At 56.3% G+C, this 25457-nt stretch carries 22 protein-coding genes; 8 read left to right on the top strand and 14 right to left on the bottom strand.

Annotation, left to right across the window (positions count from 1 at the left end; translation table 11 throughout):
- The 4 genes from C2U68_RS09695 to C2U68_RS09710 are packed head-to-tail and all read right to left on the bottom strand — an operon-like array spanning window position 1 to window position 2237.
- Window positions 1–1248 (bottom strand): HlyD family secretion protein, encoded by a 1248-nt coding sequence (locus C2U68_RS09695; protein WP_140912286.1) that lies wholly within the window; start codon window positions 1246–1248, stop codon window positions 1–3.
- A gap of 45 nt (window positions 1249–1293) precedes the next feature.
- On the bottom strand, window positions 1294–1728 hold the full coding sequence (locus C2U68_RS09700) for a nitrogen fixation protein (protein WP_140912287.1): 435 nt from the start codon (window positions 1726–1728) through the stop codon (window positions 1294–1296).
- A 7-nt stretch (window positions 1729–1735) separates the two neighbouring features.
- On the bottom strand, window positions 1736–2014 hold the full coding sequence (locus C2U68_RS09705) for a hypothetical protein (RefSeq protein ID WP_140912288.1): 279 nt from the start codon (window positions 2012–2014) through the stop codon (window positions 1736–1738).
- A 31-nt stretch (window positions 2015–2045) separates the two neighbouring features.
- Window positions 2046–2237, bottom strand: coding sequence for a hypothetical protein (locus C2U68_RS09710; protein ID WP_140912289.1), 192 nt, complete (start codon window positions 2235–2237; stop codon window positions 2046–2048).
- 565 nt (window positions 2238–2802) lie between these two features.
- Here C2U68_RS09710 and C2U68_RS09715 point away from each other — a divergent pair.
- The 4 genes from C2U68_RS09715 to C2U68_RS09730 all read left to right on the top strand — a co-directional run bounded on the left by C2U68_RS09715 (window position 2803) and on the right by C2U68_RS09730 (window position 9866).
- Window positions 2803–3468: a Crp/Fnr family transcriptional regulator gene (locus C2U68_RS09715; RefSeq protein WP_140912290.1), complete on the top strand. Its 666-nt coding sequence runs from the start codon at window positions 2803–2805 to the stop codon at window positions 3466–3468.
- 181 nt (window positions 3469–3649) lie between these two features.
- Complete coding sequence (locus C2U68_RS09720) at window positions 3650–7042, top strand: FecR domain-containing protein (RefSeq protein WP_186289561.1); 3393 nt, start codon at window positions 3650–3652, stop codon at window positions 7040–7042.
- A 33-nt stretch (window positions 7043–7075) separates the two neighbouring features.
- Window positions 7076–7477, top strand: a complete 402-nt coding sequence (locus C2U68_RS09725; protein WP_140912292.1) for a hypothetical protein — start codon at window positions 7076–7078, stop codon at window positions 7475–7477.
- A gap of 214 nt (window positions 7478–7691) precedes the next feature.
- Window positions 7692–9866 (top strand): CHASE2 domain-containing protein, encoded by a 2175-nt coding sequence (locus C2U68_RS09730; RefSeq protein WP_140912293.1) that lies wholly within the window; start codon window positions 7692–7694, stop codon window positions 9864–9866.
- Between the two features lie 37 nt (window positions 9867–9903).
- On the opposite strand, the gene C2U68_RS09735 is transcribed toward C2U68_RS09730, so the two are convergent.
- The 10 genes from C2U68_RS09735 to C2U68_RS09780 all read right to left on the bottom strand — a co-directional run bounded on the left by C2U68_RS09735 (window position 9904) and on the right by C2U68_RS09780 (window position 20879).
- Window positions 9904–11634, bottom strand: coding sequence for a bifunctional protein-serine/threonine kinase/phosphatase (locus C2U68_RS09735; RefSeq protein ID WP_140912294.1), 1731 nt, complete (start codon window positions 11632–11634; stop codon window positions 9904–9906).
- Between the two features lie 34 nt (window positions 11635–11668).
- Window positions 11669–11974, bottom strand: a complete 306-nt coding sequence (locus C2U68_RS09740) for a hypothetical protein (protein WP_140912295.1) — start codon at window positions 11972–11974, stop codon at window positions 11669–11671.
- Window positions 11975–12026: 52 nt separating this feature from the next.
- Window positions 12027–13502, bottom strand: coding sequence for a NarK family nitrate/nitrite MFS transporter (locus tag C2U68_RS09745; protein WP_140912296.1), 1476 nt, complete (start codon window positions 13500–13502; stop codon window positions 12027–12029).
- A gap of 28 nt (window positions 13503–13530) precedes the next feature.
- Window positions 13531–15318, bottom strand: coding sequence for a bifunctional protein-serine/threonine kinase/phosphatase (locus tag C2U68_RS09750; protein ID WP_140912297.1), 1788 nt, complete (start codon window positions 15316–15318; stop codon window positions 13531–13533).
- 18 nt (window positions 15319–15336) lie between these two features.
- Window positions 15337–15780 (bottom strand): cyanase, encoded by a 444-nt coding sequence (gene cynS / locus C2U68_RS09755; RefSeq protein WP_140912298.1) that lies wholly within the window; start codon window positions 15778–15780, stop codon window positions 15337–15339.
- Window positions 15781–15844: 64 nt separating this feature from the next.
- The gene (locus C2U68_RS09760; RefSeq protein WP_140912299.1) at window positions 15845–16657 is read right to left on the bottom strand and encodes a formate/nitrite transporter family protein; all 813 of its coding nucleotides are present in this window, start codon (window positions 16655–16657) and stop codon (window positions 15845–15847) included.
- Between the two features lie 657 nt (window positions 16658–17314).
- Window positions 17315–17914: a membrane integrity-associated transporter subunit PqiC gene (locus C2U68_RS09765; protein WP_140912300.1), complete on the bottom strand. Its 600-nt coding sequence runs from the start codon at window positions 17912–17914 to the stop codon at window positions 17315–17317.
- A 15-nt stretch (window positions 17915–17929) separates the two neighbouring features.
- Window positions 17930–18922 (bottom strand): MlaD family protein, encoded by a 993-nt coding sequence (locus tag C2U68_RS09770; RefSeq protein WP_140912301.1) that lies wholly within the window; start codon window positions 18920–18922, stop codon window positions 17930–17932.
- Complete coding sequence (locus tag C2U68_RS09775; RefSeq protein WP_140912302.1) at window positions 18919–19710, bottom strand: ABC transporter ATP-binding protein; 792 nt, start codon at window positions 19708–19710, stop codon at window positions 18919–18921. Before C2U68_RS09775 ends, C2U68_RS09770 begins: the two co-directional genes overlap by 4 nt.
- A gap of 2 nt (window positions 19711–19712) precedes the next feature.
- Complete coding sequence (locus C2U68_RS09780; protein ID WP_140912303.1) at window positions 19713–20879, bottom strand: MlaE family ABC transporter permease; 1167 nt, start codon at window positions 20877–20879, stop codon at window positions 19713–19715.
- 606 nt (window positions 20880–21485) lie between these two features.
- Between C2U68_RS09780 and C2U68_RS09785 the strand changes: the two genes are divergently transcribed.
- The 4 genes from C2U68_RS09785 to C2U68_RS09800 all read left to right on the top strand — a co-directional run bounded on the left by C2U68_RS09785 (window position 21486) and on the right by C2U68_RS09800 (window position 25445).
- On the top strand, window positions 21486–22607 hold the full coding sequence (locus C2U68_RS09785; protein ID WP_186289562.1) for a hypothetical protein: 1122 nt from the start codon (window positions 21486–21488) through the stop codon (window positions 22605–22607).
- Between the two features lie 973 nt (window positions 22608–23580).
- Window positions 23581–23925, top strand: coding sequence for a DUF4870 family protein (locus C2U68_RS09790; RefSeq protein ID WP_140912304.1), 345 nt, complete (start codon window positions 23581–23583; stop codon window positions 23923–23925).
- A 90-nt stretch (window positions 23926–24015) separates the two neighbouring features.
- Window positions 24016–24633, top strand: a complete 618-nt coding sequence (locus C2U68_RS09795; RefSeq protein WP_140912305.1) for a hypothetical protein — start codon at window positions 24016–24018, stop codon at window positions 24631–24633.
- A gap of 317 nt (window positions 24634–24950) precedes the next feature.
- The gene (locus tag C2U68_RS09800) at window positions 24951–25445 is read left to right on the top strand and encodes a GFA family protein (protein WP_140912306.1); all 495 of its coding nucleotides are present in this window, start codon (window positions 24951–24953) and stop codon (window positions 25443–25445) included.
- Window positions 25446–25457: the final 12 nt, after the last annotated feature.

Here is a 25457-nt window from a genome sequence, read left to right on the forward strand (position 1 = left end):
TTACACCCTTCCGGCAATGCTATAGAGCGGTTCGAAAATCCAGTCGATCAAGCGGCGGTGGTCCAGCCAGATGTCGGCATCCAGCAACATGCCGGACTGCAACGGGATCTCCTGGCGGTAGGCCTGCACCGACTGTTTGTCCAGCACGACCGTGACCCGGTAAACCGCTTCCTGCAAGGTCACCGGCAAATCGGCGTCCTTCGGCGTGATCAGCGTTTTGGCGATCTCGACGATGCGGCCGCGATGGCTGCCGAAACGCTGGTACGGAAAGGCCTGGTAACGGATCGCCACGGTTTGGCCGGTCTCGACGAAACCGACCGCGCTGGACGGCACTAGGAGTTGCGCCTGTAACTGAGCCCCAGCCGGCAAGATCGACAGCAACGGATTGGCGGTGCCGGCATTCTGGCCCTGTTCGGCCAGAATCGCGGTCGCGGTGCCGTCGTGCGGCGCGGTGATGACGATGTTGCGCCGGGATTCTGATTCGGTGATGTTCTGGGTCAGGGTCGAGATGTTGCGTTCGATTGCCGCCCGTTGGTTTCTGAACTTCATCTGGCTGCCGTCCACTTCCAACTGGGTGGCGCGGATGTCGCGCTGCAACGTCATTTGGATGCGTTGCAAGGCCTGCAATTTGGCTTGGTGATCCAGCCATTCGTCCTGTTTTTGCTGGGCCTGTACCGCCGAGACGAATTTGGTTTGGAGCAACTGCTGGTAGCGCTGCAACGTCGCTTCGGCGCCGGCCAGGCGTTGTTGTTGGGTAGCGATCTCGCTGTTGACTTGCTGCAGTTCGCGTTGCATGCCTTGCCAGCGGTCCAGCAAGGCGCGGTATTGAATTTGGTCGATTTGTTCCTGCTTGCTCAACTCGGTTTCCAGGCTTTCCCGCCGCTGTTTCAGTTGTTCGATTGCGGCGGCCTGGGCCTGTGGCGTGTCGCGGGAACTGCTGTCGGTGGACAATACGAACAAGGTATCGCCGGCTTTTACGGTTTGGCCTTCCTTGACGTGCTTCTCGATCAAGGTGCCGGCTTGCGGCGGGTAAACCTTGATCAAACCCATACTCGGCGCCAAATAACCGCTGACATGGGATTTGCGGGTGTATTCGCCCCAGAAGGCGAAGGCGATCAGCAGCACCGCGCTGCTAACCGCCAATGCGGTAAGTAAGGAAAACGGCAAAGCTTCCACCCGTATCACCTCGCCCAAAGGCTTGTCTCTTTTGTAATCCAAGGCTTGTTGTCGAAATAATGCCGGTTTCATGCTGCCGTTCTCCTCTCACCTGTGCTGTGTTAAAGACCAAAGCGCTCAGATAACGCCGTAATCGGCCGCCAGCCGCATCTCGTCGCTGGGTTTGAGGTTATTGGTCACCACTTGCGGACATCTGAAACAAGCCGCCTTCCCCTCCTGGTTCCACCAGCGGCAATCGGCGCGAATCGCGCACACCGGCAATTGCTCGGTAACCGACGGCGTAAAGCGCACGACTTTTTCGGCCAAGCGACATTTCGATTCTTCGGCGGCAAAATGGCCGCATCCGCTGCAGGCGCAAGGCGCGGAGAACCGAAACACTTCGGCCGGCGTCAGCGGGCCGGCCATGGCCAGCACCTGCTCGGTGACCGGTTGCGGCGTATTCAGATAGGCCATTTCCGGCTGTTCCGGGGTACCGGCCATAACGCCGATGACTTGGGCTCCGTCCCATTCCGGCTGCGCGCTGGGGCATAACACTGCGTTATCCGAGGCCATGGCGCGCTCAACCCAGCCGGGTTGCTCCTTGGATACCGGCCGCCAAGCCGCCGGCGGGGTTGGTGGCTAGGCCGTTGACGGCTTTGAATTGGTCGAACCTTGGGCCGCCGGCGATGATGCCTTTGCTCAGCACCAGGCTGACCGAGACGCCGCCGCTGACTTGCTCCAGCTCGGCGGCGCTCAATTCGGTGCCGGCCTCGGCGCGGGCCTGCAATGCGCGTTGCTTGCCTTGTTCGGCGAAAGCGGATAAGTCGTCGGCGGAAATCCGGGTAGTTTTATTTGACATGATTGTTCTCCAGACTACGGTTGGAAAATCCCTAGCGCGCCAGAACGTTCTGGACCAAGGTTTTAACGTTGATCACGCTGGCGCCCGGATTGATCACCGGCCAGAATTTGCGCGGAAACTGGCTCAAGTCGCCTTCCGGGCCGATCAGGCCACCGGATACTTGGGCCTGCTCCTGTAGGGTCAAGACTTGCAAGTCTTGGGTAAACGCGGGTTGTTTTGACATTTTCTTGCTCCTTAAGACTGAATACACCGGACCGGATCGGTCGCGGACGAAACGCGGAGCGGAAACGACCGACGAGCGACCGTCACTCCGCCATTCCCCGCCGCAGGCCAGGCCATGGACGGGTGCCGATACTGTAGGCAAGGCGGCTGGTGCCGGGCAGTGACAAATTGCACGGCCGATGTGTGGAGTTATTAACCTGGGGAGTCTCAGCGTTAGGTAAGCGAGTTGATTCGGTTACAGCTTGCCTGGTTTTGGCGAAAATCTGCTAAGCGGCCCAGTTCAGCGTCAGCACCTCCAGCGCCATTTTCGACAGCTCGCTAAGGCGGCGGCGTTAGCTTAGCGGGACAAAAAAAACAGCGCCGCGACTTGATTCACCGGAGATATGTGAAATACTTCACAGGACAAAGCGCTACGGTGCCGGCGCATTTGCGCGGTAAGCCCCGGCCGACTCGGTTTTTCACCCGGCACCGCTGCCCAAACTAAACCCATGGCCGTTTGCCGGAATTCACCTTTAAGGCCTGCTACCGCCCGTCAACCAAACATCAGAAAATGTAAAAACGCCGTTATGCAATCCGAAGTTCTCGCTTGTCTCAACCAAATCCCGTTTTTGGCCGGCATGCCGGAAGAAGCGCTCAGCGCGCTGGCCTCGCGGGCCAAAGTCGTCAAATTTCCCAAGAAAGCCCTGATCATCTCCGAAGGCGACGATACCTGCTCGATGTATATCGTGTTGTCCGGCAAAGTCCGGGTGTTCAGCAGTAACGAAAAGGACAAGGAAGTCACTTTGCTGATTCAGGAAGCCGGTTCCTACTTCGGCGAACTGGCCTTACTCAGCAACGAGCCGCGTTCGGCCGGCGTGGAAGCCATGGATAAGACGGTTTGCGGGGTCATTTGCAAGGCCGACTTCATCCACTGGCTGAAACAATACCCGGACGCCGCGATCGAGCTGCTTGGGGTGTTGGCGGAAAAAGTGCGGGCATTGACCGAGAAAGTCAAACAGATGGCGCTGTCCAACGTCTACGAACGCACCATCAAGATATTGCAGGACATGGCCGAAAAGGACGGAGACATTTACGTGATCCACAACCGGCCCACCCAGCAGGAACTGGCGACCATGGTCGGCTCGTCACGGGAAATGATCAATAAAGTAATGAAGGAATTGACCAAGGGCGGCTACGTCAGCGTAGACGATAAAACGCTGCGCATCCTGCACACCCCGCCGGCATCCTGGTAGCCGGCAAACTCGCCGTTCAGTCCCCGTTAATCTGGCCGCAAGCCGGAACTTGATCCGCTTCCAAACAGCGTAACCACACCGGCGGCGAGTTAATTATTACCTTGATAATGTGACCACTTCGACTATATTGCAAAGAAAACGCCACCTTGGAGAAATAATGCGTTGTCTTGTGATTTGGCTCATGTTTTTATTTTCGCAGTTATGTTCTGCGGAAACAGCCGCCTTCGCGGCGTGCAGCCAATCGGCATCGGCCACGTTAGTCTCGCTGCAGGGCAGCCTTTATTTCGATCCCGATGGCCACGGCCGCTGGCAAGCGGCGCAATTGAACCAAGCGCTTTGCGAAGGCAGCCGGGTCCGGGTCGAAACCGATAGCCGCGCCAGCTTGCTATTGCCGAGCGGCATTACCTTACGTTTGAGCGGCGGCTCGGTCTTGACGCTAAATCGTATCGGTCAGCAAAGCCCGACGCTGTTGGACATGGCAAAAGGCTTCATCCATTTCATCAGCCGCACCCCAAAACAACTGCAAATCACCACGCCGGTGGCAAACGCCGGCCCGGAAGGTACCGAATTCGCATTACAAGCAGACTCGGCGACGGCTTCGCTGTGGGTCTACGAGGGCGGCGTACGCTTTTTCAACGGTCAAGGCGAAATTCGCCTGCACCCCGGCGAAGCGGGGCAAACCCAGCTCGGGCAAGCGCCGCGAGCGCAGCTGGACATCAAACCGCGCGACGCCGTGAATTGGGCGCTCTACTATCCGCCGTTGCTGGATTATCCCAGTCACACTCAGCCGGTCGAGCCGGGTTTAAGCGCGGCAATTGCCGACTTTCGCCGCGGCCGAACCGACCTGGCATTAACAGCCTTATCGGCGTTGACCCCGGCGCAGCAAACCCCGCAGTTATTGAAAGCTCGCGGTGCGATGCGTCTCAGCGTCGGCCAGACCGATGCCGCGCTACAGGACATCAACACCTTATTGGCAGCCAACCCGCGCGACGCCGACGCCCTGTCCTTGCAAGCCATTCTGGCGCTGAGCCAAAACCGCAAAGCCGAAGCCGACCGTCTGGCCTCCCAGGCGGTGGCCGCCGATGGCGGTTCGGCCGCAGCGCATTCGGCCCTGTCTTACGTGCAACAAGGCCGCTTCGAGCTGGAACCGGCCCTGGCATCCGCCGCGCGCGCCGCGGAACTGGCGCCGCACGATGCCCTGGTCTGGGCCCGGCTGGCCGAATTGCAACTGGCGCTGGGCCGGCGCGGTGAGAGCCGAGACTCCGCCGCCAAGGCCTTCCAGCTCGATCCGAATCTGGAACGTACCCAGACGGTGGCCGGTTTCTCGCACCTGTTCGATACCGAAATCGATCAAGCCCGCCGCAGCTTCGAAACCGCAATCCGCTTGGATTCCAGCTCGCCACTGGCGCGGCTGGGTTTGGGACTGGCGAAAATCCGCGACGGCGACCTGGAACAAGGCCGCCAGGAACTGGAAATCGCAGCGGTACTCGACCCGGAAAACGCACTGATCCGCAGCTACCTGGGCAAAGCCTATTACGAAGAACGCCGCGACAGCCTGGCCGCCGACCAGCTTGAACTGGCCAAGGAACGCGACCCAAACGATCCGACCCCCTATTTTTACGACGCCATCCGCAAACAAACCACGAATCGGCCGATCGAGGCCTTGGCGGATATGCAGCAGGCCACACGACTGAACGATAACCGAGCTGTATACCGCTCTAAACTGTTACTGGACGAAGATCTAGCCGCTAAAAGCGCTAGCTTGGGCCGCATCTATAACGACCTGGGTTTTCAATGGATGGGCTTGGTGCAAGGATGGCGCTCCGTAACCGAAGACCCGAGCAACTTCTCGGCGCATCGGCTACTGGCAGATAACTACGCTTCAGTACCGCGCCACGAAATCACCCGCGTCAGCGAGTTACTGCAATCGCAATTATTGCAACCAGCCAACATGACACCCATCCAGCCCGGCTTGCTAACCAGTAATCCGTTAGTACTCGAAGGCTTGGGACCAACGACACAATCGTTTAACGAATTTAACCCGCTATACACCCGTAACCGCTTGGCCTTGCAGTTATCGGCAATTGCAGGCGGAAACAATACCTGGGGCAACGAAGCGATACATTCCGGCATTTGGGACCGCTTTTCTTACAGCCTTGGTCAGTTTCACTATTCGACAGACGGATTCCGGGAAAACAACGATGTCGAAACCAACCTTTATACCGCGTTCGCTCAATTCGCTCTCACGCCCTCGACCAACATTCAATTCGAATTCCGCGATAACAACACCGAATCGGGCGATATATCCTCTCAATTTTTTGCCGCCGATGTCGATGAGGCTTTGCGCCAAAACAACCGCACAACCAGTGCAAGAACCGGATTGCATTACCAAATCGATGCAAACAGCGACTTCCTTGCATCGTTAAGTCATTTAAAAAGGGAAACCAATCAGAATTCGCGTCACATTTTTACCGATGAATTCGGTTTTTTGCAGGATAAGAGCCGAACAAATCGAGTCACTGCAGAGGCTTTCCATATCGAATCGCAATATCTAAAACGTACAAAATATTCAAATTATGTTTTTGGACTGAGCTATCTTGGCCAAGATCAGAATATTTATATTGACGAAGCTAATAAGGCTTCGATTTTCGGTTTCGAATTGCCTTGTATCTGTAATACTTTAATCACAGACCGAGGTGGAAACTTTATCAACTCTTATGTTTATTCCAACGTCAATTGGTTGAACTATTTACCTATCACATTAGGCGTCAGCTTCGATTCAATGGATAGCCGTTCCTTCGGCACCGTCAACAAAGTAAATCCGAAAGTTGGCTTAAAATGGAATTATGCGGAGCAAAGTACATTACGCGCTGCCTACTTCACCAGTGTAAAACGGCCCCTAATATCCGATCAAACCATCGAGCCGACGCAGATAGCGGGCTTTAACCAATTTTTCGACGACATTACGGGTTCAATGTCTGAGAGATACGGAGTTGGCATTGACCATCAACTGACTAGAAACTTGTTTGTTGGCGCTGAGACATCATGGCGTAACCTGCAAGTACCAATAGGAGAACCAACCAAAAAAAGGCAACGCGAACATCGCGATCACGGCTATATTTATTGGGCTATAAACGATCAGTTTTCTGTCAATTTCGACATTAATTACGAAACAGTAAACCGCGAGCTCTTCGACAGCACAGATCTGACACCTGGATCGATCAAAACTCTAAGAATGCCATTGAGTGTTAATTATTTTGCGCCAAACGGCATTTTCACGAAATTCACCGCGACCAACGTTCACCAAACCATCGATAAGCAAACCGGCTTAGCGATAAAGGGCTTACAACCTACAATGCAAGAAGGTACTGACGATTTCTGGACGATTGATGCACAGTTCGGCTATCGTTTACCAAAACGTTTGGGCATCGTATCGATCGGGGTAAAAAACCTATTCGACGAAAAATTTAATTACCAAGAATTTTACTTCCAAAACGGAGTTAATAACCCGATAATGCCGACTTTTCAACCGGGGAGATATTTGTATACTCAAATTACAATCGCATTCAACTAAAAATTAGTCAATAGAATAACAGGTGACATATTTATGGAAATTTTAAGAAAGATTTGTGGTATTTGGGCTCGACAAAGTGAATCATTCAAATTGCTCACTGTAGCTCTAGTTGTTGGTATAGCAACATTTACGTTTACACCTAAGACTTTAAACTTAGTCACGTTAAATGAATACAAAAATCCAACCACCGGCGAATCGGCCGAACCAGTACCTTGCACAGTAGAACCGGGCGAAAAACAATGCCGAATTTTTAAAGACGAATTCGTAACCCAAGAAGTTTATACTTCGACGCTCAGCCTAAAAGCGGGAAGCACCACTTGTTGCTTGACTACAACCTCCACTACTATCGGCGGTGAAGTCAAAGTTGGAACAGAGTCGTGTTGGACTATTCCGCAAACTCTACCGAATTGCCCTAGCGGTTATAAAAAAAAATAAGAATTTAATATTTTGATCTGGACATGCCAGAAATTATTTGCTGACTTAGATTCCTCAGCTGGCTTCAAACAGTTTGATAAAAATTTTTTGAGCTGGCGCCTGAGGAACGCCATATGAGCACTTCAAAAACTTGCTCAATGGCATTGCAATAACCGTAAAACAACATGTGCTCCGCTCGTAATATTTCTCTGCGCGAAACACGACAACCACCGCGATGCCCCAGCGCCTACTCAGGCTGTTAATAGTCGCTGCAATCGCCGGTTTGATCGCAGGAGCCGTTTCTAGCGCGACCGATCTCGAACTCTCCAGCCAAGACACCCTCTTCCGCTGGCGGGGGCCGTTGCCGTCACCTGGGCAAGTCGTCGTCGTGGCGATGGACGAGGTTTCCGAAACGCAGTTGGGTGTCGGCCAGGATCTGACGCGTTGGCGGCCCTACCATGCCCGCTTGATTCGGCAATTGCAGCAGCAAGGCGCCAGACTGGTGATTTTCGATTTGCAGTTCATCACCGCCAACCCGGCGGTGGATCCGGACTTGGCAGCCGCAATGCGCGAAGCCGGCAACGTGCTGATCGGGGAATGTATCCAGAAATTCCGCCACGGTACTGCCGACTTTTTCGGCCGCGAAGAATGCGCGGAGGCCAACCGGCAAACCGTCATTGCCCTGGAAGGCGAGGCGGCCGGGGAGTTGCCGGAACAATTGGTGGCAATGCGTAAAATCAGCGCGACGCCGGCGATCGGGCAAGCGGCGCTGGATAGCGCACCGTTTTTCCTGGTCAACGATGCCGAGGAGGCCAAAGTCCGGGAGGTGTGGACCTTTTTCGACGCCCTGGCCGATGCGCCGAGCCTGCCGGTACTGGCCTGGGCTTACACGTTACAACCTTTCGCCGACTGGACCGGAACCGGCCAAACCCTCTCCGCCTGGCTGACCGACCGCCGCCGGGATTGTCTGGCCGATGCCGGTCATGCCGCGCGTAGCGGCCTGGGGGCGAATTTCGATAAGGTGCTTTGCGACGGCGACAGCCGCTACCTGAACTATTACGGCCCGCCCAAGACGCTCCGGATGGAGTCTTACGTCGATGTCTATTCCGGCCAAGTCAACGACCTTCGCGACAAGGTGGTGTTCGTCGGCCGCGCCAACCGCCAATTCTCGCCCGGCAAAACCGATTTTTTCCCGACACCGTTTTCCGATTCGCACACCGGCAAAATGGCCGGCGTCGAGATCATGGCGACCCAATTCGCCAACTTGAGCCAGGGTGCCTTCATCGAAATGCCGTTACCGTTTTGGTCGGTATCCGCCATCTTCGGCTTGGCTATCGCCGGCTTGCTGAACAGCCGCAGCAAACGCCGCGGCTTGTTTGCAAGCCTGCTGTTGGCCGCGGCTTATGCCGGCTTTGCCGTTTATGCCTTTGCCGCGCGGCATTGGTGGCTACCGCTGGCGGGACCGGTATTGGTGCAACTGCCGGTGTCGTGGTTGCTTGCCTTGGTCTGGTCCCGAATCGATTTGCTCTGCGAGCGCAAACGCCTGCTGGCATTCGTCCGCCAGGTGTTTCCGCAATGGGCCACCTTCGTCCCGGCTGCGCCCGGCGACTGGAACCCGGATCGGCATTTGCCGCCGACCCGCCCGGAACGGGATGTCAGCGGCTTGTGCCTGGCGACCGATATCGCCGGTTACACTGGCATTGCCGCCCAGCATTCGCCGCATGAAATGTGGCAATTGTTAAATGCCTACTATCAGGTACTCGGCCACCCGGTCATTTCCCATGATGGCGCGATTGCCGACGTCACCGGCGATGCCATGATGGCGGTCTGGTTCGAATTGGCGCCGGCCAAACAGCGGCTGTTGGCCTGTCTGGCGGCGCTGGAAATGGCAGAGGCGGTCGCAGCCTTCAACAAAACCTCGCCACTGGCGGCATTGACCACCCGCATCGGTCTGCACGAAGGCCCGCTGACTCTGGGCCGGCTGGAAACCGGGCAGACCAGCCATTACCGAGCCATCGGCGACACGGTCAATACTGCGTCCCGGATCCAAGGCGTCAACACCCCGCTGGGTACGCGTATCCTGGCAACGTCGACCATCACCGCCGGGATCGACGGCGTTCTCAGCCGCCCGGTGGGCGCGTTTCGACTGGTCGGCCGCGCCGAACCGGTGGAATTGACCGAAATCGTCGGCCATGGCGAGTCGATTCCGAACATCGTGCACAGCATCTTCGCCGATGGCCTGGCCGCGTTTCGAGCCGGCCATTGGCCGGAAGCGGTGCGGGTGTTACAAGCCGTTTTGGAGCTCGACGCTAACGACGGCCCCAGCCGTTTTTATCTGAAAAAGGCATTGGCCTACCGGCAACACCCGCCCGAGGTTTGGGACGGGGTCATCGACTTGGACAGCAAATAAACCAGCCCGCCGCCGACACACCGGCCGGCCAAACAGTCTATTTCCCGCTCAGCAGCAGCAAAGCCAGCACAAAGCTACAGACAAAAAAGAACAACGCCGCACTCTTCCAGAACAATAACGGATTGCGCTCGACCAACGGGATTTTGTCTTCGGCCTTCAAGAATTGGGGATTCGGCGTCGCCAGATCGTGCAGAAACTCCGAAAGCTCGTCGTAACGCGATCGCGACTGGATGCTAGTGGCCTTACATAACGCACCGTCGATCCAGACCGGCACCAGCGGATTGCGCCGTATGCTCGGAACGTACTGCAAGCGCTCCAGATTGGTCCGGTTGGGTTTTTCCGGCAAGGTACCGTACGGCAACTCGCCGTTCAGCATTTCGTAGCAAATCACGCCCAGCGAAAACAGATCGGACTTGACCGTGCCGCGCTGGCCGAGGTGGTATTCCGGCGCCGTGTAATTTAACGTGCCGAGGATATTTTCGTCGCCGGCATGATCCAGCGGCGTGATTTCGGCAATCCCGGCGATTTTAACCGAACCGAAATCGATGATTTTGACGCTGCCGTCGGCGGCAATCATGATGTTTTCCGGCTTCAAATCCTGATGCAGCATTTCCATGCGGTGAAACGCGCGCAAGCCTTTGGCGATTTGCTCGACTAAAGCCCTGACCTGGCGCACCTCCGGTTTCGGATTGTCCGCCATCCAGTCGCGTAAGGTGCAGCCGTCGATATATTCGGTCACATAATACAGGCAGGATTTGCTGCGGTCGGTTTCCAGCACCTGCAGCACATTGGCGTGCTGAATCCGTTTTCCGGCCCATTCCTCGTGCAGAAAATGCTCGATGTAATGGGTATCGTCGTCGTACAGCACCGAAGGCGTTTTCAGAATCACCCGCCGGTTGTGCAAAGTGTCGTAAGCCCGGTAGATCTGGGTGCGCTTGCTGGCGTGCAATTCGGCTTCGATCCGGTAGCCGTCCAGCAGCATGCCCGGCTCCAGCGGCGGCGGGAACGGCAAATGGCCGTTATGGCGCAGCACTTCGTCCTCCCTCAGCAACGGCAGGCTGTCGACTTCGACGATCTGGCAGGTGACGTTATCGTCGCTGCCGTTCGCCAAAGCCGCAGCCACCAGATTGCGCGACATTTGTGCCAAATCGACCGCTTCCGCCAGTTGTGCGCGGATCGCCGCCTCGCCGACAAAATCGTGCAAGCCGTCGGTGCTGAGCAGGAAACGGTCGCCCTTCTCCAGCGTCAGCGATTTGTAATCGATCTCCAGATGCGGCTCGATGCCCATCGCCCGGTTCAGATAGCTCTTATCGTCGCTAACCCACAGCCGGTGGTCGCGAGTGAGTTGCTCAAGCTGGCCCTGGCGAAACAGATAGATGCGCGAATCGCCGACGTGGAAAAGATGCGCGGTATTGGATTTCAGCACCAATACGCTCAAGGTGCTGACCATGCCTTTGACCGAGGCATAACGCATCCGGCCCTGACTGTGCAGCCAGGAATTGGTGGCCGACAGGATTTTTTGGCCGGCCTTGGTCACCGACCAGGAATCCGGCGTGCTGTAATAATCCTCCAGAAACGCGGTGATGCAGCAATGGCTGGCTTCCTTGCCGGCCTCGCTACCGCTCATGCCGTCGGCAATCGCGACGGCAATGCCTTTTAAGGTCAACTGCGGTTCAGCCGGCACCAAGGCGCCCCAGAAATCCTCGTTGTCGGCTTTAACACCTTTGTCGCTGGCGGCACCGATGCGCACCGTTAAAGTTTTGACCATTCTGCGGGTTTAACCTGGTTCGGAGACAAGCCCGTCAGCAAGCCGGACTGCGGCCGAGTTCGGCCAGAGCCTGTTGCAGTTTGGCGCTGACCAGGGCTTGGTGGTGGCGGCGCAATACCGAATCGGACGGGCACGGCGCCAGGCCGGCCTGGATTTCGCTATTGATTTGCGCCAGAAAGTGGCGCCTCAACACGGCATCTTCCGGCAGACTGCGGCTGCGCGCCGCACAAACCGCTGCCCGCTCCGGCCCCGCTTCCAGCATTGCGGCCGACTGGCGGCAAGCGGTGCGCCAACAAAATACCATCCCCAATGTCACGGTCGCCAATACAGTTTCAATCACGTCGAATACTCCTAAATCACAAGTCACAAAATGGCCGGGAGCCTCCGGCCGCTCAGTTCAGTTCGATCATCGCCACGCTACCGTCTTCCATGACTTCCGCCATATGCCCGGCCGGCTCCTCGATGAATTGAACGCTTACCGCCACCAATACCGCCGTGGCGGCGATGGTCAGGAAGAAGATTTCCGGCGTCACGAATGACAGCACGGTCAAAAAAGTCACGCCGCCAACGTTGCCGTAAGCACCGACCATGCCGGCGATCTGGCCGGTCATACGCCGTTTGATCAGCGGCACCATCGCGTAAACCGCGCCGCAACCGGCCTGAACGAAAAACGAGCATAAAAAAGTGGCGGCAAAAGCCAATACGATCGGCCAATTCGAGTCGATTTGCGACATTGCGGCGTAGCCGACCGCACAGCCGATCACGCAGATACTCAAGGACAATTTGCGGCCGTATTTATCGCTGAGCCAACCGCCGCCGGGCCGCGCCACCAGATTCATGAAGGCGAAGCTGGAGGCCAGCAGGCCGGCCTGCACCGTGGTAATCCCGGTATGTTTAAAGGTGTCGTGGAAGAACATCGGCAGCATCGAGACCACCGCCAATTCGGAGCCGAAGGTTACCAGGTAGGCTAAATCCAAAATCGCGACCTGCTTGAATTTATAGTGGTGTATCGGTTCTATAGGCTGCGCCAAGTGCTCGGCGTTGATATGCACGATTTTGTAGACGTTGAAGGCAAACAGCGTCCAAATCACGACGTAGGCGGCGATGGTTGCCGGCTCCGACAGCAACTTCATGCCGGTCGGCGACAGCTTCCAGGCCAGCAGGGTCAGAGCCGCATACAGCGGTACGCTCATTAGGATGTACAGTGCCAAGTCGGCGTAGCTGGTGACTTCCATCGCCCCGGCCTTCTTCGGTTTGAAATAGGTCGAGCCTTTGGGCGTATCGCTGACGCTGAAAAAATACACGACCGAATACAACAAGGCCAGCACGCCGGTCGCCGCAATCGCGTAACGCCAGCCGTCATCGCCGCCGAAGGCCAGCGCCAGGGACGGCAATACGATCGCCGCCGCCGCCGAACCGAAATTGCCCCAGCCGCCGTAGATGCCTTCGGCGATGCCGAGCTGCTTGGCCGGGAACCATTCCCCCACCATCCTGATGCCGATCACAAAACCGGCGCCGACGAAGCCCATCAGAAACCGGGCCAGCGCCAATTGCTCGAAATTGTCGGCGGCGGCGAACATGAAACAGGGCACGCTGCCGACGGCAAGCAAGGTCGAATAAGTCCGCTTCGGCCCGAATTTGTCCACCAAAATGCCGATCGCAATCCGCGCCGGGATCGTCAGCGCCACGTTCAGTATCAAAATGGTTTTAGCCTCGGCCGGGCTGAGCTGCAAAGTTTCGGAAATCGCCAGCATCAGCGGCGCGTGGTTGAACCAGACCACGAAGCTGATAAAAAACGCCAGCCAGCTCATGTGCAAAATTTTCATTTTGCCGGCAAAACTGAACAAATCGAGGTTGCTTGATGACATATAAAACCAAAGAACAGAGTGAATGAAACTATCGTGCGGCCGCTGCCGGCGATACCGGGCCGGCCAATGCCGCGTGTGAGTGGGTGGCTTTGTGCAGCGCCAAGCTTAAGCCGAAAACCAGCAGCGCCAACAGCAACGCCAACCCTTTCCAGAATGCAAGCGGGTTGCGTTCGATCAGCGGCGGCCGCACCCGTCGTAAAAACGCCTGGTTGGGTTGGCGCAGATCGTGAACGAATTCGGCGATGTCGGCGTAACGCTGGGCAGGATCGGGATGCAAAGCCTTGCGCAGCGCATCGTCGACCCACACCGGAATCTGCGGTTGAGCGTAATGCAGGTCGTCGTAACGCAATTTGGATTGCGCCTGCCGGCTGCGGCATTTGGCGACTTCGGCACCGTAGGGCAAGCGGCCGCTCAACATCTGGTAGGTAATCGCGGCCAAGGAAAACAAGTCCGAACGCGGCGTGCCCTGCTCGCCCAGAAAATATTCCGGCGCCGTATATTGGGCCGTACCGAGAATGTTAAGCCCGGCCTGTTCCGGCAAAAGTTCGGCGACGCCGGCCACCCGCACCGAACCGAAATCGATGATTTTGACGCCGCCGGCATGGTCGATCATGACGTTCTGCGGCCGCAGGTCCTGGTGCAGCATTTCCAGGCGGTGAAACGCGCGCAAGCCCTTGCCGATCTGTTCGACGATGGCGCGCACCGCTTCCAGCGCCGGTTGCGGGTGGTCCAGCATCCACTGCGCCAAAGTACGGCCGTCGACGAATTCGGTCGCGACGTAAAGAAAATTGCGTTTGCGGGTCGGCGGGCACGGTTTTAGCACGTAAGGGCTGTCAATCCGGCGCGCAATCCAATCTTCCATCAGAAACCGCTCCAGATAGGCAGGATCTTGGCGCAAGTCGATCGACGGCGTCTTCAGCACCACCTGGGTGCAGCTATCGTTATCGAACGCCAGATGGACGTGGCTGCGGCTGCTGACGTGCAGCTCGCGTAGTACCGTGTAGCCATCGAATTCCATCCGCTCGCGCAACTGCGGCGGCAGCGGCAACTCGGCCAAGGCCGGCAATACTTCGTCGGCTGAAGGCTGCGGCAATTGCTCGACGCGGACGATTTGCACGGTCAGGTTGTCGCCGCTGCCGGCGGCAAGCGCAGCCTCGGCCAGCGCTTTGGCGGCGACGTCGAGATCGCTGCCGGCGGCGGCGATGTGCTGATCGAACAACTTGACACCGGTGAATTCGTAGACGCCGTCGGTAGCCAACAGGAATAGATCGCCGTTTTCCAGCGTTTCCGCCCGGTAATCGAGTTCCAGATGGCTGTCGATTCCGAGCGCCCGGCTCAAATAGCTGGTTTCCGGCGAGACCCACAAGCGGTGGTCGTTGGTCAGTTGCTCCCATTCGCCGCCGCGGCAGCGATAGATCCGGGCGTCGCCGACATGAAAAATATGGGCCGTGGCCGATTTGATGACCACAGCGCTGAAAGTGCAGACGTAACCGCGATCCTTGTCATAGCAATAGCGGCTGTGGCGGGTTTGCGCGTAAAGCCAGGAATTGGTCGCAAACAAGACTTTTTGCGCCGATTTCTTTACCGACCAAGCCTCGGAAGTGCAGTAATAGTCCAACAAAAACCCGGTTACCGCGGCCTGACTGGCAATATGGCTGACGTCGCTGCTGCTGATACCGTCAGCCACGGCGAATGCGATGCCTTTTGCGCTCAATTGCGGCTCTTTGGCAACGTAAACGCCGTGGCAATCCTGGTTCAGCGGCTTGCGGCCGCGGTCGGAATATTGGCCGACGCTGACGGCCAGTCGTCCGGACATGTAGGCTCCGGCTGCGAATCAGTAGCTCTTGTACGGCAAAAACTTACCGCTCATGACAATCCTGACCCGGTCGCCTTTCGGGTCCGGCTCGCGCTGCAAATCCATGCTGAAGTCGATCGCGCTCATAATGCCGTCGCCGAATTCCTCGTGGATCAGCGCCTTGAACGTGGTGCCGTAAACGTTGACCAGCTCGTAGAAGCGGTAAATCAGCGGATCGGTCGGTACCGCACTCGGCAGAGAGCCTTTGTAAGGCACCACTTGCAGCTGCTCTATCGCTTCCGCCGGTAATTCCAATAATGCCCCTATCGTCGCGGCTTGTTCGGCGTTCAGAGTCATTTGTCCCAACAGCGCCGCGGTGGTCCATTCTTTGCTCATGCCGATGGCCTCGGCCAGTTGCGGCCAGCTCAGTTGTTTGCGCAGTTTTTGGGCGATAACCAATTCGGTGACTTCGTTACGGTTCATATTGCGTTCTCCTTGTCTAATAAATGCGGGATGAATGGCCCGCCGCAGGCGGGCCGGAGCCGGCTTAGTTAGCAGCGCGTTTCGGCGCGGTTCTGACGTGAGTGGAATACAAGGTCAGGCCGGTGAATGCCAGACCGCCGACCAGGTTACCCAGCACGGTCGGAATTTCGTTCCAGACGAAATAGTCCATAATCGAGAAATTGCCGCCCATGATCAACCCGGACGGAAACAGAAACATGTTGACTACCGAATGCTCGAAAGTCATGCCGAAGAACAGCATGATCGGCATCCACATCGCAATGACTTTGCCGCTAACCGAGGTGGAAATCATCGCCCCGACCACGCCGGTCGACACCATCCAGTTGCAAAGCATGCCGCGGATGAAAATGGTAAACCAGCCGGCCATGCCGTATTTGGCATAGCCCAAGGTTCTGGCCTCGCCGATGCCGGCCAGCTTTTGGCCGACCGCATCCGGCGGTACCGAGAAGCCGTAGGTGAAAACAATCGACATCATTACCGCAACAGTCAGCGCACCCAAAAAGTTGCCGACAAAGACCAAACCCCAGTTGCGTAAAATGCCGCTCGGCGTGACTCCAGGCCGCTTGTCCAGCCAGGCCAGTGGTGCCAATACAAACACGCCGGTCAACAGATCGAAACCCAACAAATACAGCATGCTAAAACCGACCGGGAACAAAATCGCACCGAAGATCGGCGAACCGGTCTGCACGGTAATCGATACCGCGAATACCGCGGCCAAGGCCAGGATCGCGCCGGCCATGTAAGCCCGGATCAAAGTATCCCGGGTCGACATGAAGACTTTGGATTCGCCGGCATCGACCATTTTCGTGACAAATTCCGCTGGAATCAGATAAGACATAATTCACCTTTGAATTGGATTAGGTACGCAAAACCCGGACGTAACAAGGCAAATGCCCGGATGGATGTTATGGAGCCTGATCGCACAAGCCTCCGTCCCCGACAACTGACGCCGTTATGCGCCGATTGCAGGACCTGAGACTTCAAGGTGGGAACAATGGCGAATAGCGGGGGCCGCCCGCAAATCGCGAGCCGCTTTTCAACGCCGTTGTTGAAGGGGAATTGGTGCCACATTGCACCGGCCAGATGTGAAGCAGAATTAATGCCAACCCTCGTAATACTGCCAATTGCTTGGCGGCCTACCAAGCCAACCCAGCATTGGCCTCGCAAGCTCGCACCAACTCGGACCAAGAGCGCACCAAAACCGACACAAAGCGGGGTCGACCAGGATTTGGCCAGCCGGCCCGATTTACAAGGCTGCCGGCAGCGATGTCGCGGCGGCTAAAGCTCATCATTCCACACAAGTGCCGTCATGCCCGCAGGACGCCGGCATCCAGTGCCATCGACGGCAACTTCGAGCCCTTGCAGCCTGGAGTCGCTTCGCGGTTGGCTCCGGCACAAATCGGTCTGGAACAGATTTACATTACCCTGTCAGGCAGGACAGCCTGACATGAATTCCTGCCGGAATGACGGTTACAAACAACGATGTCTATAACGGCTAACGCGTCGCCGCCACGGCGCGCACGGCAGCGGCCAATTCGCCGGCAAAGCGGCTCAAACAGGTGCTCTGTGCGGCGACAATGGCTTCGGCGCCGCCTGCCGCCGTCTCGCTGCATTCGAAGCGCTTGCCGGCCAGATTCCGCTCGCCCTGCTTCAATTGCCACTGTGCGGACAGTACGCTGCGTCCGGCGGCGGTCTGGTGCAATTCCAGAATGTCGAAGCCAAGTTGATAGTCCAGCCGCTGCCGCGCCGGCCATGGGTAGCGCACCACTTGCTCGACGCCGAGCCGGATGGCCAAAGTCTGACTCAAGGTCCGGGCGATATTTTCGTCCAGCCGTTCCGCCCAGCGGTTGTGTTCGTCCAGCCGGTACTGGTGATCGCTCAACGCCGTGACCAATTGCGGCCGGTCCAGATAGGCCGGCAAGCGGATCGGCCCCAGGCCGATCACCGTTCCCGGCGCCAGCGCCGGGCCGGATTCGCTCGATGCGCCGCTATCGGCCGTCAGCATGTAAAACTGTAACGGCGCACTGCCGCAAGCGGCCAGTCCCGCAATCGCCGCGGCCGCCAGCGCCGGGTAAATCCATCGCCTGCCGATCATCGCTTCTGCCTCCGTCTATTTGCCGTAAATGATTGCATTCGGCTGCCGCTCCAACGATTCGCCCAGGTCTTTCAAGGCGCGGGCGGCGTTGCGCATTTCCTGCATCGCCTGACTTAACGGCGCGTCCGGCGCTGCCATCGCCTCGACCGCAGCCAGCGTACCCTGCGAGGATTGCATCAACTGGGTGGCCGTATTCAAACTGGTTTCGACGGCCTTCAGCACCGGCAACAACTGCTTGTTCAATTCCTGCAAGGTGGTGCGGGTATCGCTCAACGCGCCGTTGGCGTTGGTCAGCAACGGTCCGGTCTGGCTATTTAAGGTTGTCATCAATTTCTGGGTTTCCTGCAGCGATTTGGCCAAGGCCGCCATCGATTTGCGGGTATCGTCCGATTGCAGCAACGTCCGCATCTCGATCAAGGTTTCGGACAGGTTTTTCAAGGTTTCTTCCAACGGCAACTGTTTGGCGCGGTTGATGATTTCGTCGGCGGTATTGCGGATTTCGTCGACCGTGGTCGGTACGCTGGGCAATTCCGGCAGATTTTTGTAGTCCAGCTTGACCAGATTCATCGGCTTGTCGGCATGAAAATTCAGGTCTACATACAGCAAGCCGGTCAGCAGGCTCTGGGTTTCCAAACGGCCTTTCAACCCCAGGTCGATCAGTTTTTGCGCGGCCTGGCGGTGTTGCTTATCGGTGTGCGCGCCGCTCTGCAGCCCGGAAACGTCGCGCAGCAAGGCCGGGTCGATTTCAATCACCACCGGTTTGAACACCCGGCCGGTGGCTTCATCCATCACCAGCGAAATTTCGCTGACGTTGCCGATATTGACCCCCTGCAACTTGACCGGGGCGCCGACATTGAGGCCGTTCAGGGCCGAATCGAAATAAATCACGAAGCGGTTCTTTTCCTTGAAAAACTGGCCGCCGCCGAACACCATCAACGCGACCACCAGCAGCGTCAAAGCGCCGACCAGAAATATCCCGATTGCCAAAGGATTGGCTTGTTTACTCACCTATCGCTCCCTATCAAATGTTTGCTGCCGTGGCGGCCGTCCTGCTCGCCGCGGGTCAGGAAGCGGACGATACTCGGATCGGTGGATTGTTCCAAGAGCTGGCGCGGCGGGCCGCCGGCAATCATGGTGTGGGTCTCGGCGTCCAGAAATACCGAATTATTGCCGATGGCGAAAATGCTATCCAGATCGTGGGTGACGACGACGATGGTCGCCGACAGCGCGTTGCTCAAACTCAAAATCAAATCGTCCAGCAGCTTGGCGGTGATCGGGTCCAGCCCCGCAGACGGCTCGTCGAAAAACAGAATTTCCGGATCCATCGCCATGGCCCGCGCCAGGCCGGCGCGCTTTTGCATGCCGCCGCTCAACTCGGACGGATAATAATCCTCGAAGCCGGCCAAGCCGACCAAGGCCAGTTTGTAGGATACGATTTCCCGAACCTTCTTCGGTGGTAGCGTGGTGGCTTCGGTGATCGGCAAGGCGACATTCTCGGCCAAGGTCATCGAACTCAACAGCGCCCCGCTTTGAAACAGCACGCCGGTGCGGGATAGTATCCGCTCGCGGGTATTCGGATCGGCTTGCCACAAGCCCTGCTCGCCGTAATACACATCGCCCTGGGCCGGCGCCTTCAAGCCGATCATGTGCCGCAACAACGTGGTCTTGCCGCAGCCGTTGCCGCCCATCACCACGAACACGTCGCCGCGGTTGATCGTGAAATTCAGGTCGCGCTGAATCACGAAATCGCCGTAGGTCATGGTCAGGTCTTTGACCGTGATGCAAGCTTCGGCCATGGCTAGATCCCGAGCCGGTTGCAAATGATCGTCATCACCGAATCGGCCACGACGATGAAAACGATGGCGGTGACTACAGCCGAAGTCCCGGCCTCGCCGACCGCCGAGGCGCTACGGCCGCACTGCATGCCGCGCATACAGCCGGACAGCGCGATCAGGATGCCGAACACCCCGCATTTGACAAAGCCGATGGTGAAGTCCTTCATTTTTACGGCGCTGGCGGTGCGATCCACATACTCGGTCAATGAGACGTCGAAGAAATTGACGGTCACCAGGCCGCCGCCGATGATGCCCATCAAATCGGCGTACAAGCACAGCAGCGGCATGATCAGAATCAAGGCCAACATCCGCGGCAACACCAGAAACGCCATCGGGTCCAGATTCATCGTGCGCAAAGCGTCGATCTCGCTATTGACGTGCATCGTTCCAAGCTGCGCGGCATAGGCGGCGCCGGTGCGGCCGGACATGATGATCGCCGTCATCAGGCCGCCCATTTCCCGGGTCATGCCCAGGCTGACCAGATTGGCGATGTAGATTTGGGCGCCGAACAACGAAAGCTGCACGGCGCCGACGAAGGCCAGAATCAGCCCGACCAGCAAGCTGATCAAGGTGACGATAGGCAAAGCCGACGGCCCGCATTCCTGCACGTACAACCACAAGTCCTCGCGGCGGAAGTGGGCCTGGCCGCGCACGGTCGCCAGCGTGCTTAACGCCATTTCGCCGACAAACAACAACATAGCCCGGCTTTCGCGTAGCGCGCCGAGCCAGGCCGCATGCATGGCCTCATGCCACGAGACCGATTGTTGCTGGCGGTGGGCGTCGATCCGTTCCGGCACCGCGGCGGCCAGCGCCAGCAGGTTTTGGATCGGCAACGGCAATGTGGTTTTATCGACCGCGACACCGCAGCGATTGGCGCAATCGAGCAGTTTGACCACTTCGGTGACCAGCATGCTGTCCCAGCGACCGAGGCCGGCCGTGGCAAAAACCAGGCTCTTCAGTGCGGTATCGGATTCAATTTGCATCAACACCGGCTCCAGCGGCGGCACCGGCGCGTCCAGCACCCAGTCGCCGCCAATCGCCACTTCCAGCGTCTGCTGGCGGCGGACGGTACTGATTGAGGCGCCGGCAACGGCGTTAACGATTAGGGGAGAATTATCGCTTTGTATCATTCCTTGGCTTACCGAATGGAACGGGAGACCAGTATGCGCACAAGCCCGGAACAAGGCAAGGGCCGCGCAGCAACTCGTCGGCATGCAGCCGCTTCAGCAATGCATTGGAAGAACCGGTAGCCGGCTAGCCGATGTGCTTAGGTTAAAGCACAGAGCAGATGGTTCAAGCCCTGTAGCAGCTGGCCATGCCTGCGACCCAAAGCGTTTGCTCGCGGGCATGGCCCGCTCCTACAAACCACAAGCGGCCGTTGTTAACGCGAACCCACATTCTCCGCGAAGCCGACGCAGTTCAAGGTTGGGCGCATCTGCGCGGAGAGCTCGTTAACCGGCCTGCCGATCCCGCGAAGACTGACTGCACAAGCAAACTTTGGGAAAGGAGAGTCCGAGTGTTGATCAGGGGTTTTCGATCTGTTGCGGTCTATCGCCTAACGTGATTCAATCACAGCGATTGAATTGTTTTCAGCCATAGTCTGCCATCATTGACGATATACAGAACAGAAAATTATATGAGTATCAATATCTTATATTTTATAAGGCCGTTTTTTCGTAGTTATATGGAAGCTATCTAGTTGCTAGTTAGGCCTCTCAATCCTGTGAGGAACACGAATGGCTATTGAATCTCCCATATTTCAAAGCTCTATGGAGCTTCTTGGGCACTCAATCACTCATTTCAATGGCACGAGTGAACTAGACCGCAAGCTGGTAATTCTTCACCTGTCGAATGCCGTTGAGCTTCTGCTAAAGGATATGGTCCTTGATAGTGGCGACTCAATTTACAAGAACCCGAAGGAAACAATCACTATTCATGGGTGCATCGAGGCGCTTAGCGCAAAGAAGCTGACCATTCCATACCTCAATAAGCTAGAGCTGCTTATTGATGAGAGAAATGCGCTGCAACATCGGTTTGGCTCCCCAAATGAATTGACAGCAATTTTTTACATGACCGTTGCCCAAGAATTTTTTAGGACTGTGCTCAAAGAGCACTATGGTCAGGACTTTGACGAACTCCTACCCCAATTTGCCGAGAGCAAGGATCTAGTTGCGCTCAAGATGCGTGAGCCGTCGAACGACTCCGAGCTAGAAAACCTAAAGAAACTTGGAAAGGTCCATCCTCTGGGCGCGCTACTGTCTGCTATCGCCTATTTAGAGCGGGCGATTCTTAGGTTTGGAGCCAAAGTTGGTATCGGCGAACGATTTAGCCCATCTATGCCAGTTTCTGGCCGGTACCTTGAAATACATGGCATAGAACTACCTCAAGAGCTAAGAGAACGACTCGACAATTCGCGCCGATTAAGAAATTTGGCAGCACATGGAAAAGCGGAACCAACTCGGGAAGATGTTGTAGCCACTGTTTCCACTATTGAGGAAATGGAAAAATTTCTTTCCTCGTTAGATTTAGATCGCACAAGAGAGCAGGTTTCTCTCGCTCGAAAGAAGAGGGAGGAAGAACGGCCCACCTACGATAATAGCAGAGTCTTGTTACCACCAGATCAATGGATGCATGAAGTTTTGAAAAGCTTTCTTATGACAGAGCCTGCGCTTGGAAAGCGAAAATTCATGATTGAGGTTAGAGACCAAAAGGTTTCGGTATCTCAGCTTCCAGAATCCCTTCCTGGCCCAGCTCAAGCGTTTGAGTACAAATTCACATTGAATGAGCGTGGCGACAATATTTCTAGCGAAGCAGATCGCATCAAAGGAGAAATTCTCAAGGAATGTCTAACTCGGTAAGTTGGGCTCGCGTAGGTTGGGGTGAGGTACGAACCCCAACATTTTTAACCGGTTTCGCCTTTATTGGTTATTGATGGTTTTATTGGTCGCGATGTCTCGCTGTCATGGTCGGTTGGTGGCGGAACGGCTGTCGTGTTGGGGTTCCTGTCGTCACCCCAACCTACGCTCCCCAAATCGTTTGTCGTTTTCGAGGGAGGCGATGCCCCAATCGGCTGGCAAGGCCGTAAGGCGGATTCGGAGCACTAGCGACAATCCGCCAAAACCGAAACCACCCGGCGTTTTGCTATCACGAAAACGCCCTACAGTCCTGGCGCAGGATTATGTGTTTTGCTAGCGTTAAAGCCGCTGCCTTATTGTTGGGTAGTTGATCGGCGACGGAGGCAGCAAAAAATGTTTGGCATAGAGAATCGAACCGTTTTCAAGCGAGCAAGCACAGCCGGCCAAGACCGCACAGGCTCGCCCGCGCATGGTGAATCCGCCGTGATCGCTAACCCGCCGCTCAACATCGCTCCTTTCGGTCGCTGGACGCTGCACCATCAAGTCGCGCCGGGCCGGTTAGCTCTGGGTTGGACATCATGAAACGTATTTATTCAGCTTGGGCGAAACACGGCTCGTCGCTGCCAAACTGTCTGGCAGAAGGCCTTGACCCGCCGCGATTCAAAAACGGGGAGATTGATCCTGATTGCCAGGTGCACCTCTGGACTATAGAAGTTGGGTCTCTTGAAGAAGCATTAGCCATTAGAAATCTTAGATGCGGCTGGGAGCCGTATACACCCGAAGGCGAGGCGGAACCATGCCCAAGGTGTGGCGCCATGCACTATTCAATGGGTAGCGGTCAGTGTTGGCAATGCGATCATCAGTGCTAGGTGTGTGTCGCGCTTGACCGGAGCGCGGTTTTATTTTTCAGCTTTACGTTAGGCGATATGGCAGCGCCTTCTTTTAACCTGCCATAACAATACTTTGAGGAGGGAGCATGCCCACTTTAGTCGAGACTGAAAAAGATAAATCCAATAAAACAGTCACTACTGTTATCTACGCTCTGTACGCCGCATCGCTGTTGCTTGGCATTACGAGCATCGTCGCCATCGTCATGAATTACGTCAAAAAAGATGATGTTGCGGGCACATATCTGGAAAGCCATTTTCGTTGGCAAATACGTACCTTCTGGTTCAGCTTGTTGTGGGGCATCATTGGCTTCGTTACATTCTTTATTGTCGTTGGCTGGTTTGTGCTGATTGCCGATCTTGTCTGGTTTATCTACCGTATTGTTAAAGGATGGCTACGCCTCAATGAAGGAAAACCAATGTATAGCGTCTGACCCGATCGTCTACTCGGACAGTAAAAAGCGGCGCGACTTCGTTGCCCCGCTGTTTTACTGCCGGTTGTGGCAGACATTAAACTAGCCGTCATGTCTTTCGATTTTTGGTGGCTGGCGCGTTTCGTAGACGAAGAAGAGGTCGGCTCGGTCTCAATCTCGTTTGCAACGGCAATGGCGGCCGGAGGGCCATCGGCGGCGGGTCTGCTGGCAATTCGGCGGTGGATTCAGAACGAACCATGCACCGCAGCGCAAAGCTACATGAGTTTGCCGCCAAGTGTTAAGCAGGCTTTTGGTGGTTGGTATAAGGATTTCATTTGGGCTTTCAATCTGCCGGGATTTCAAGTTTTTGGTGAACAGGTAGCAAGTCAGCTAACCGAAGACAACTGCTGTCGCTTCATTTCAATTCGCCGCTGTAGCCCCGCCGCAGTCTTGTGGCAGGCCTTGGGATACGAGAGAGCTAGTCGTCTTCCCGGCATTTACGGGAACCTGTTCATACCGGCAAGTGAAGTGGCAACCGCCCTCAGGGTTGTTAAAGAAACCTATGCCGGACTTGACTTGGATCAGGCGACGGCACGTGCCCATGCTTGGATAGCGGATAGCAACAGCCTAGAGCAGACCAGAGAGGTAATAGAGTTATTGCCGGTCGCGCTGACCGAGGCAGCGCAGCGGGGCAAGGGTTTGGTCGTCGTCGGGAGGCCGCAGATTTAGGCATCTGCGGGTAGCTCAAAACCACCCGGCGTTTTGCTATCGCGAAAACGCCCAAATCAATGGAAGAGATTATTTCATGCAAGCCAAAACTCGGTAAGTTGGGCTTGCGTAGGTTGGGGTGAGGTACGAACCCCAACATTTTTAACCGGTTTGGCCTTTATTGGTTATTGATGGTTTTATTGGTCGCGATGTCTCGCTATCACGCTCGGTTGGTGGCGGAACGGCTGTCGTGTTGGGGTTCCTGTCGTCGCCCCACCTACGCTCTGAATACCGGTAATAAATAGGGCCGGGTCAATAATCGTCCGGGGAAAGCGGTGATGACCAACCCGCTCGCGCCTATAAAACCTTGGGCGGCTAAAACTCGTGCAATACTTTTGCCCGACAGTACAGAGAACGGGATTGAGGAGGTCCTTGTGAAATATTACGGCCAATGCTTATGCGGCGCGATACGCTATCAGCTTGCAGGCGATCCCAAGCTAGTCGCCTTGTGTCATTGCAAGGACTGCCGGAGAAGCGCCGGGGCGCCTATGGTGGCATGGGCGATGTTTCCTGAGTCAGCCCTGACTGTAACAGAAGGGCAACCAAAGACGATCAATTCGTCAGGTACCGCGATGCGCAGTTTTTGCGCCGAGTGTGGGAGCGGCCTGTTTTACCGCAACGCCGCGATCCTTCCGGAGTTAGTCGATGTACAGACATCGACTCTCGACGACCCTGACGCCCTTGCACCTACAATGCAAATACAGGTGGCGGAGCGGCTCGTATGGATGAAACATATTCATGAGCTGCCAGAGTTCGAACGCTATCCGGTCTAAATCGAAGTGTCT

The sequence above is a fragment of the Methylomonas koyamae genome (assembly GCF_006483455.1).
GTDB classification, from domain to species: Bacteria; Pseudomonadota; Gammaproteobacteria; order Methylococcales; family Methylomonadaceae; genus Methylomonas; species Methylomonas koyamae_B.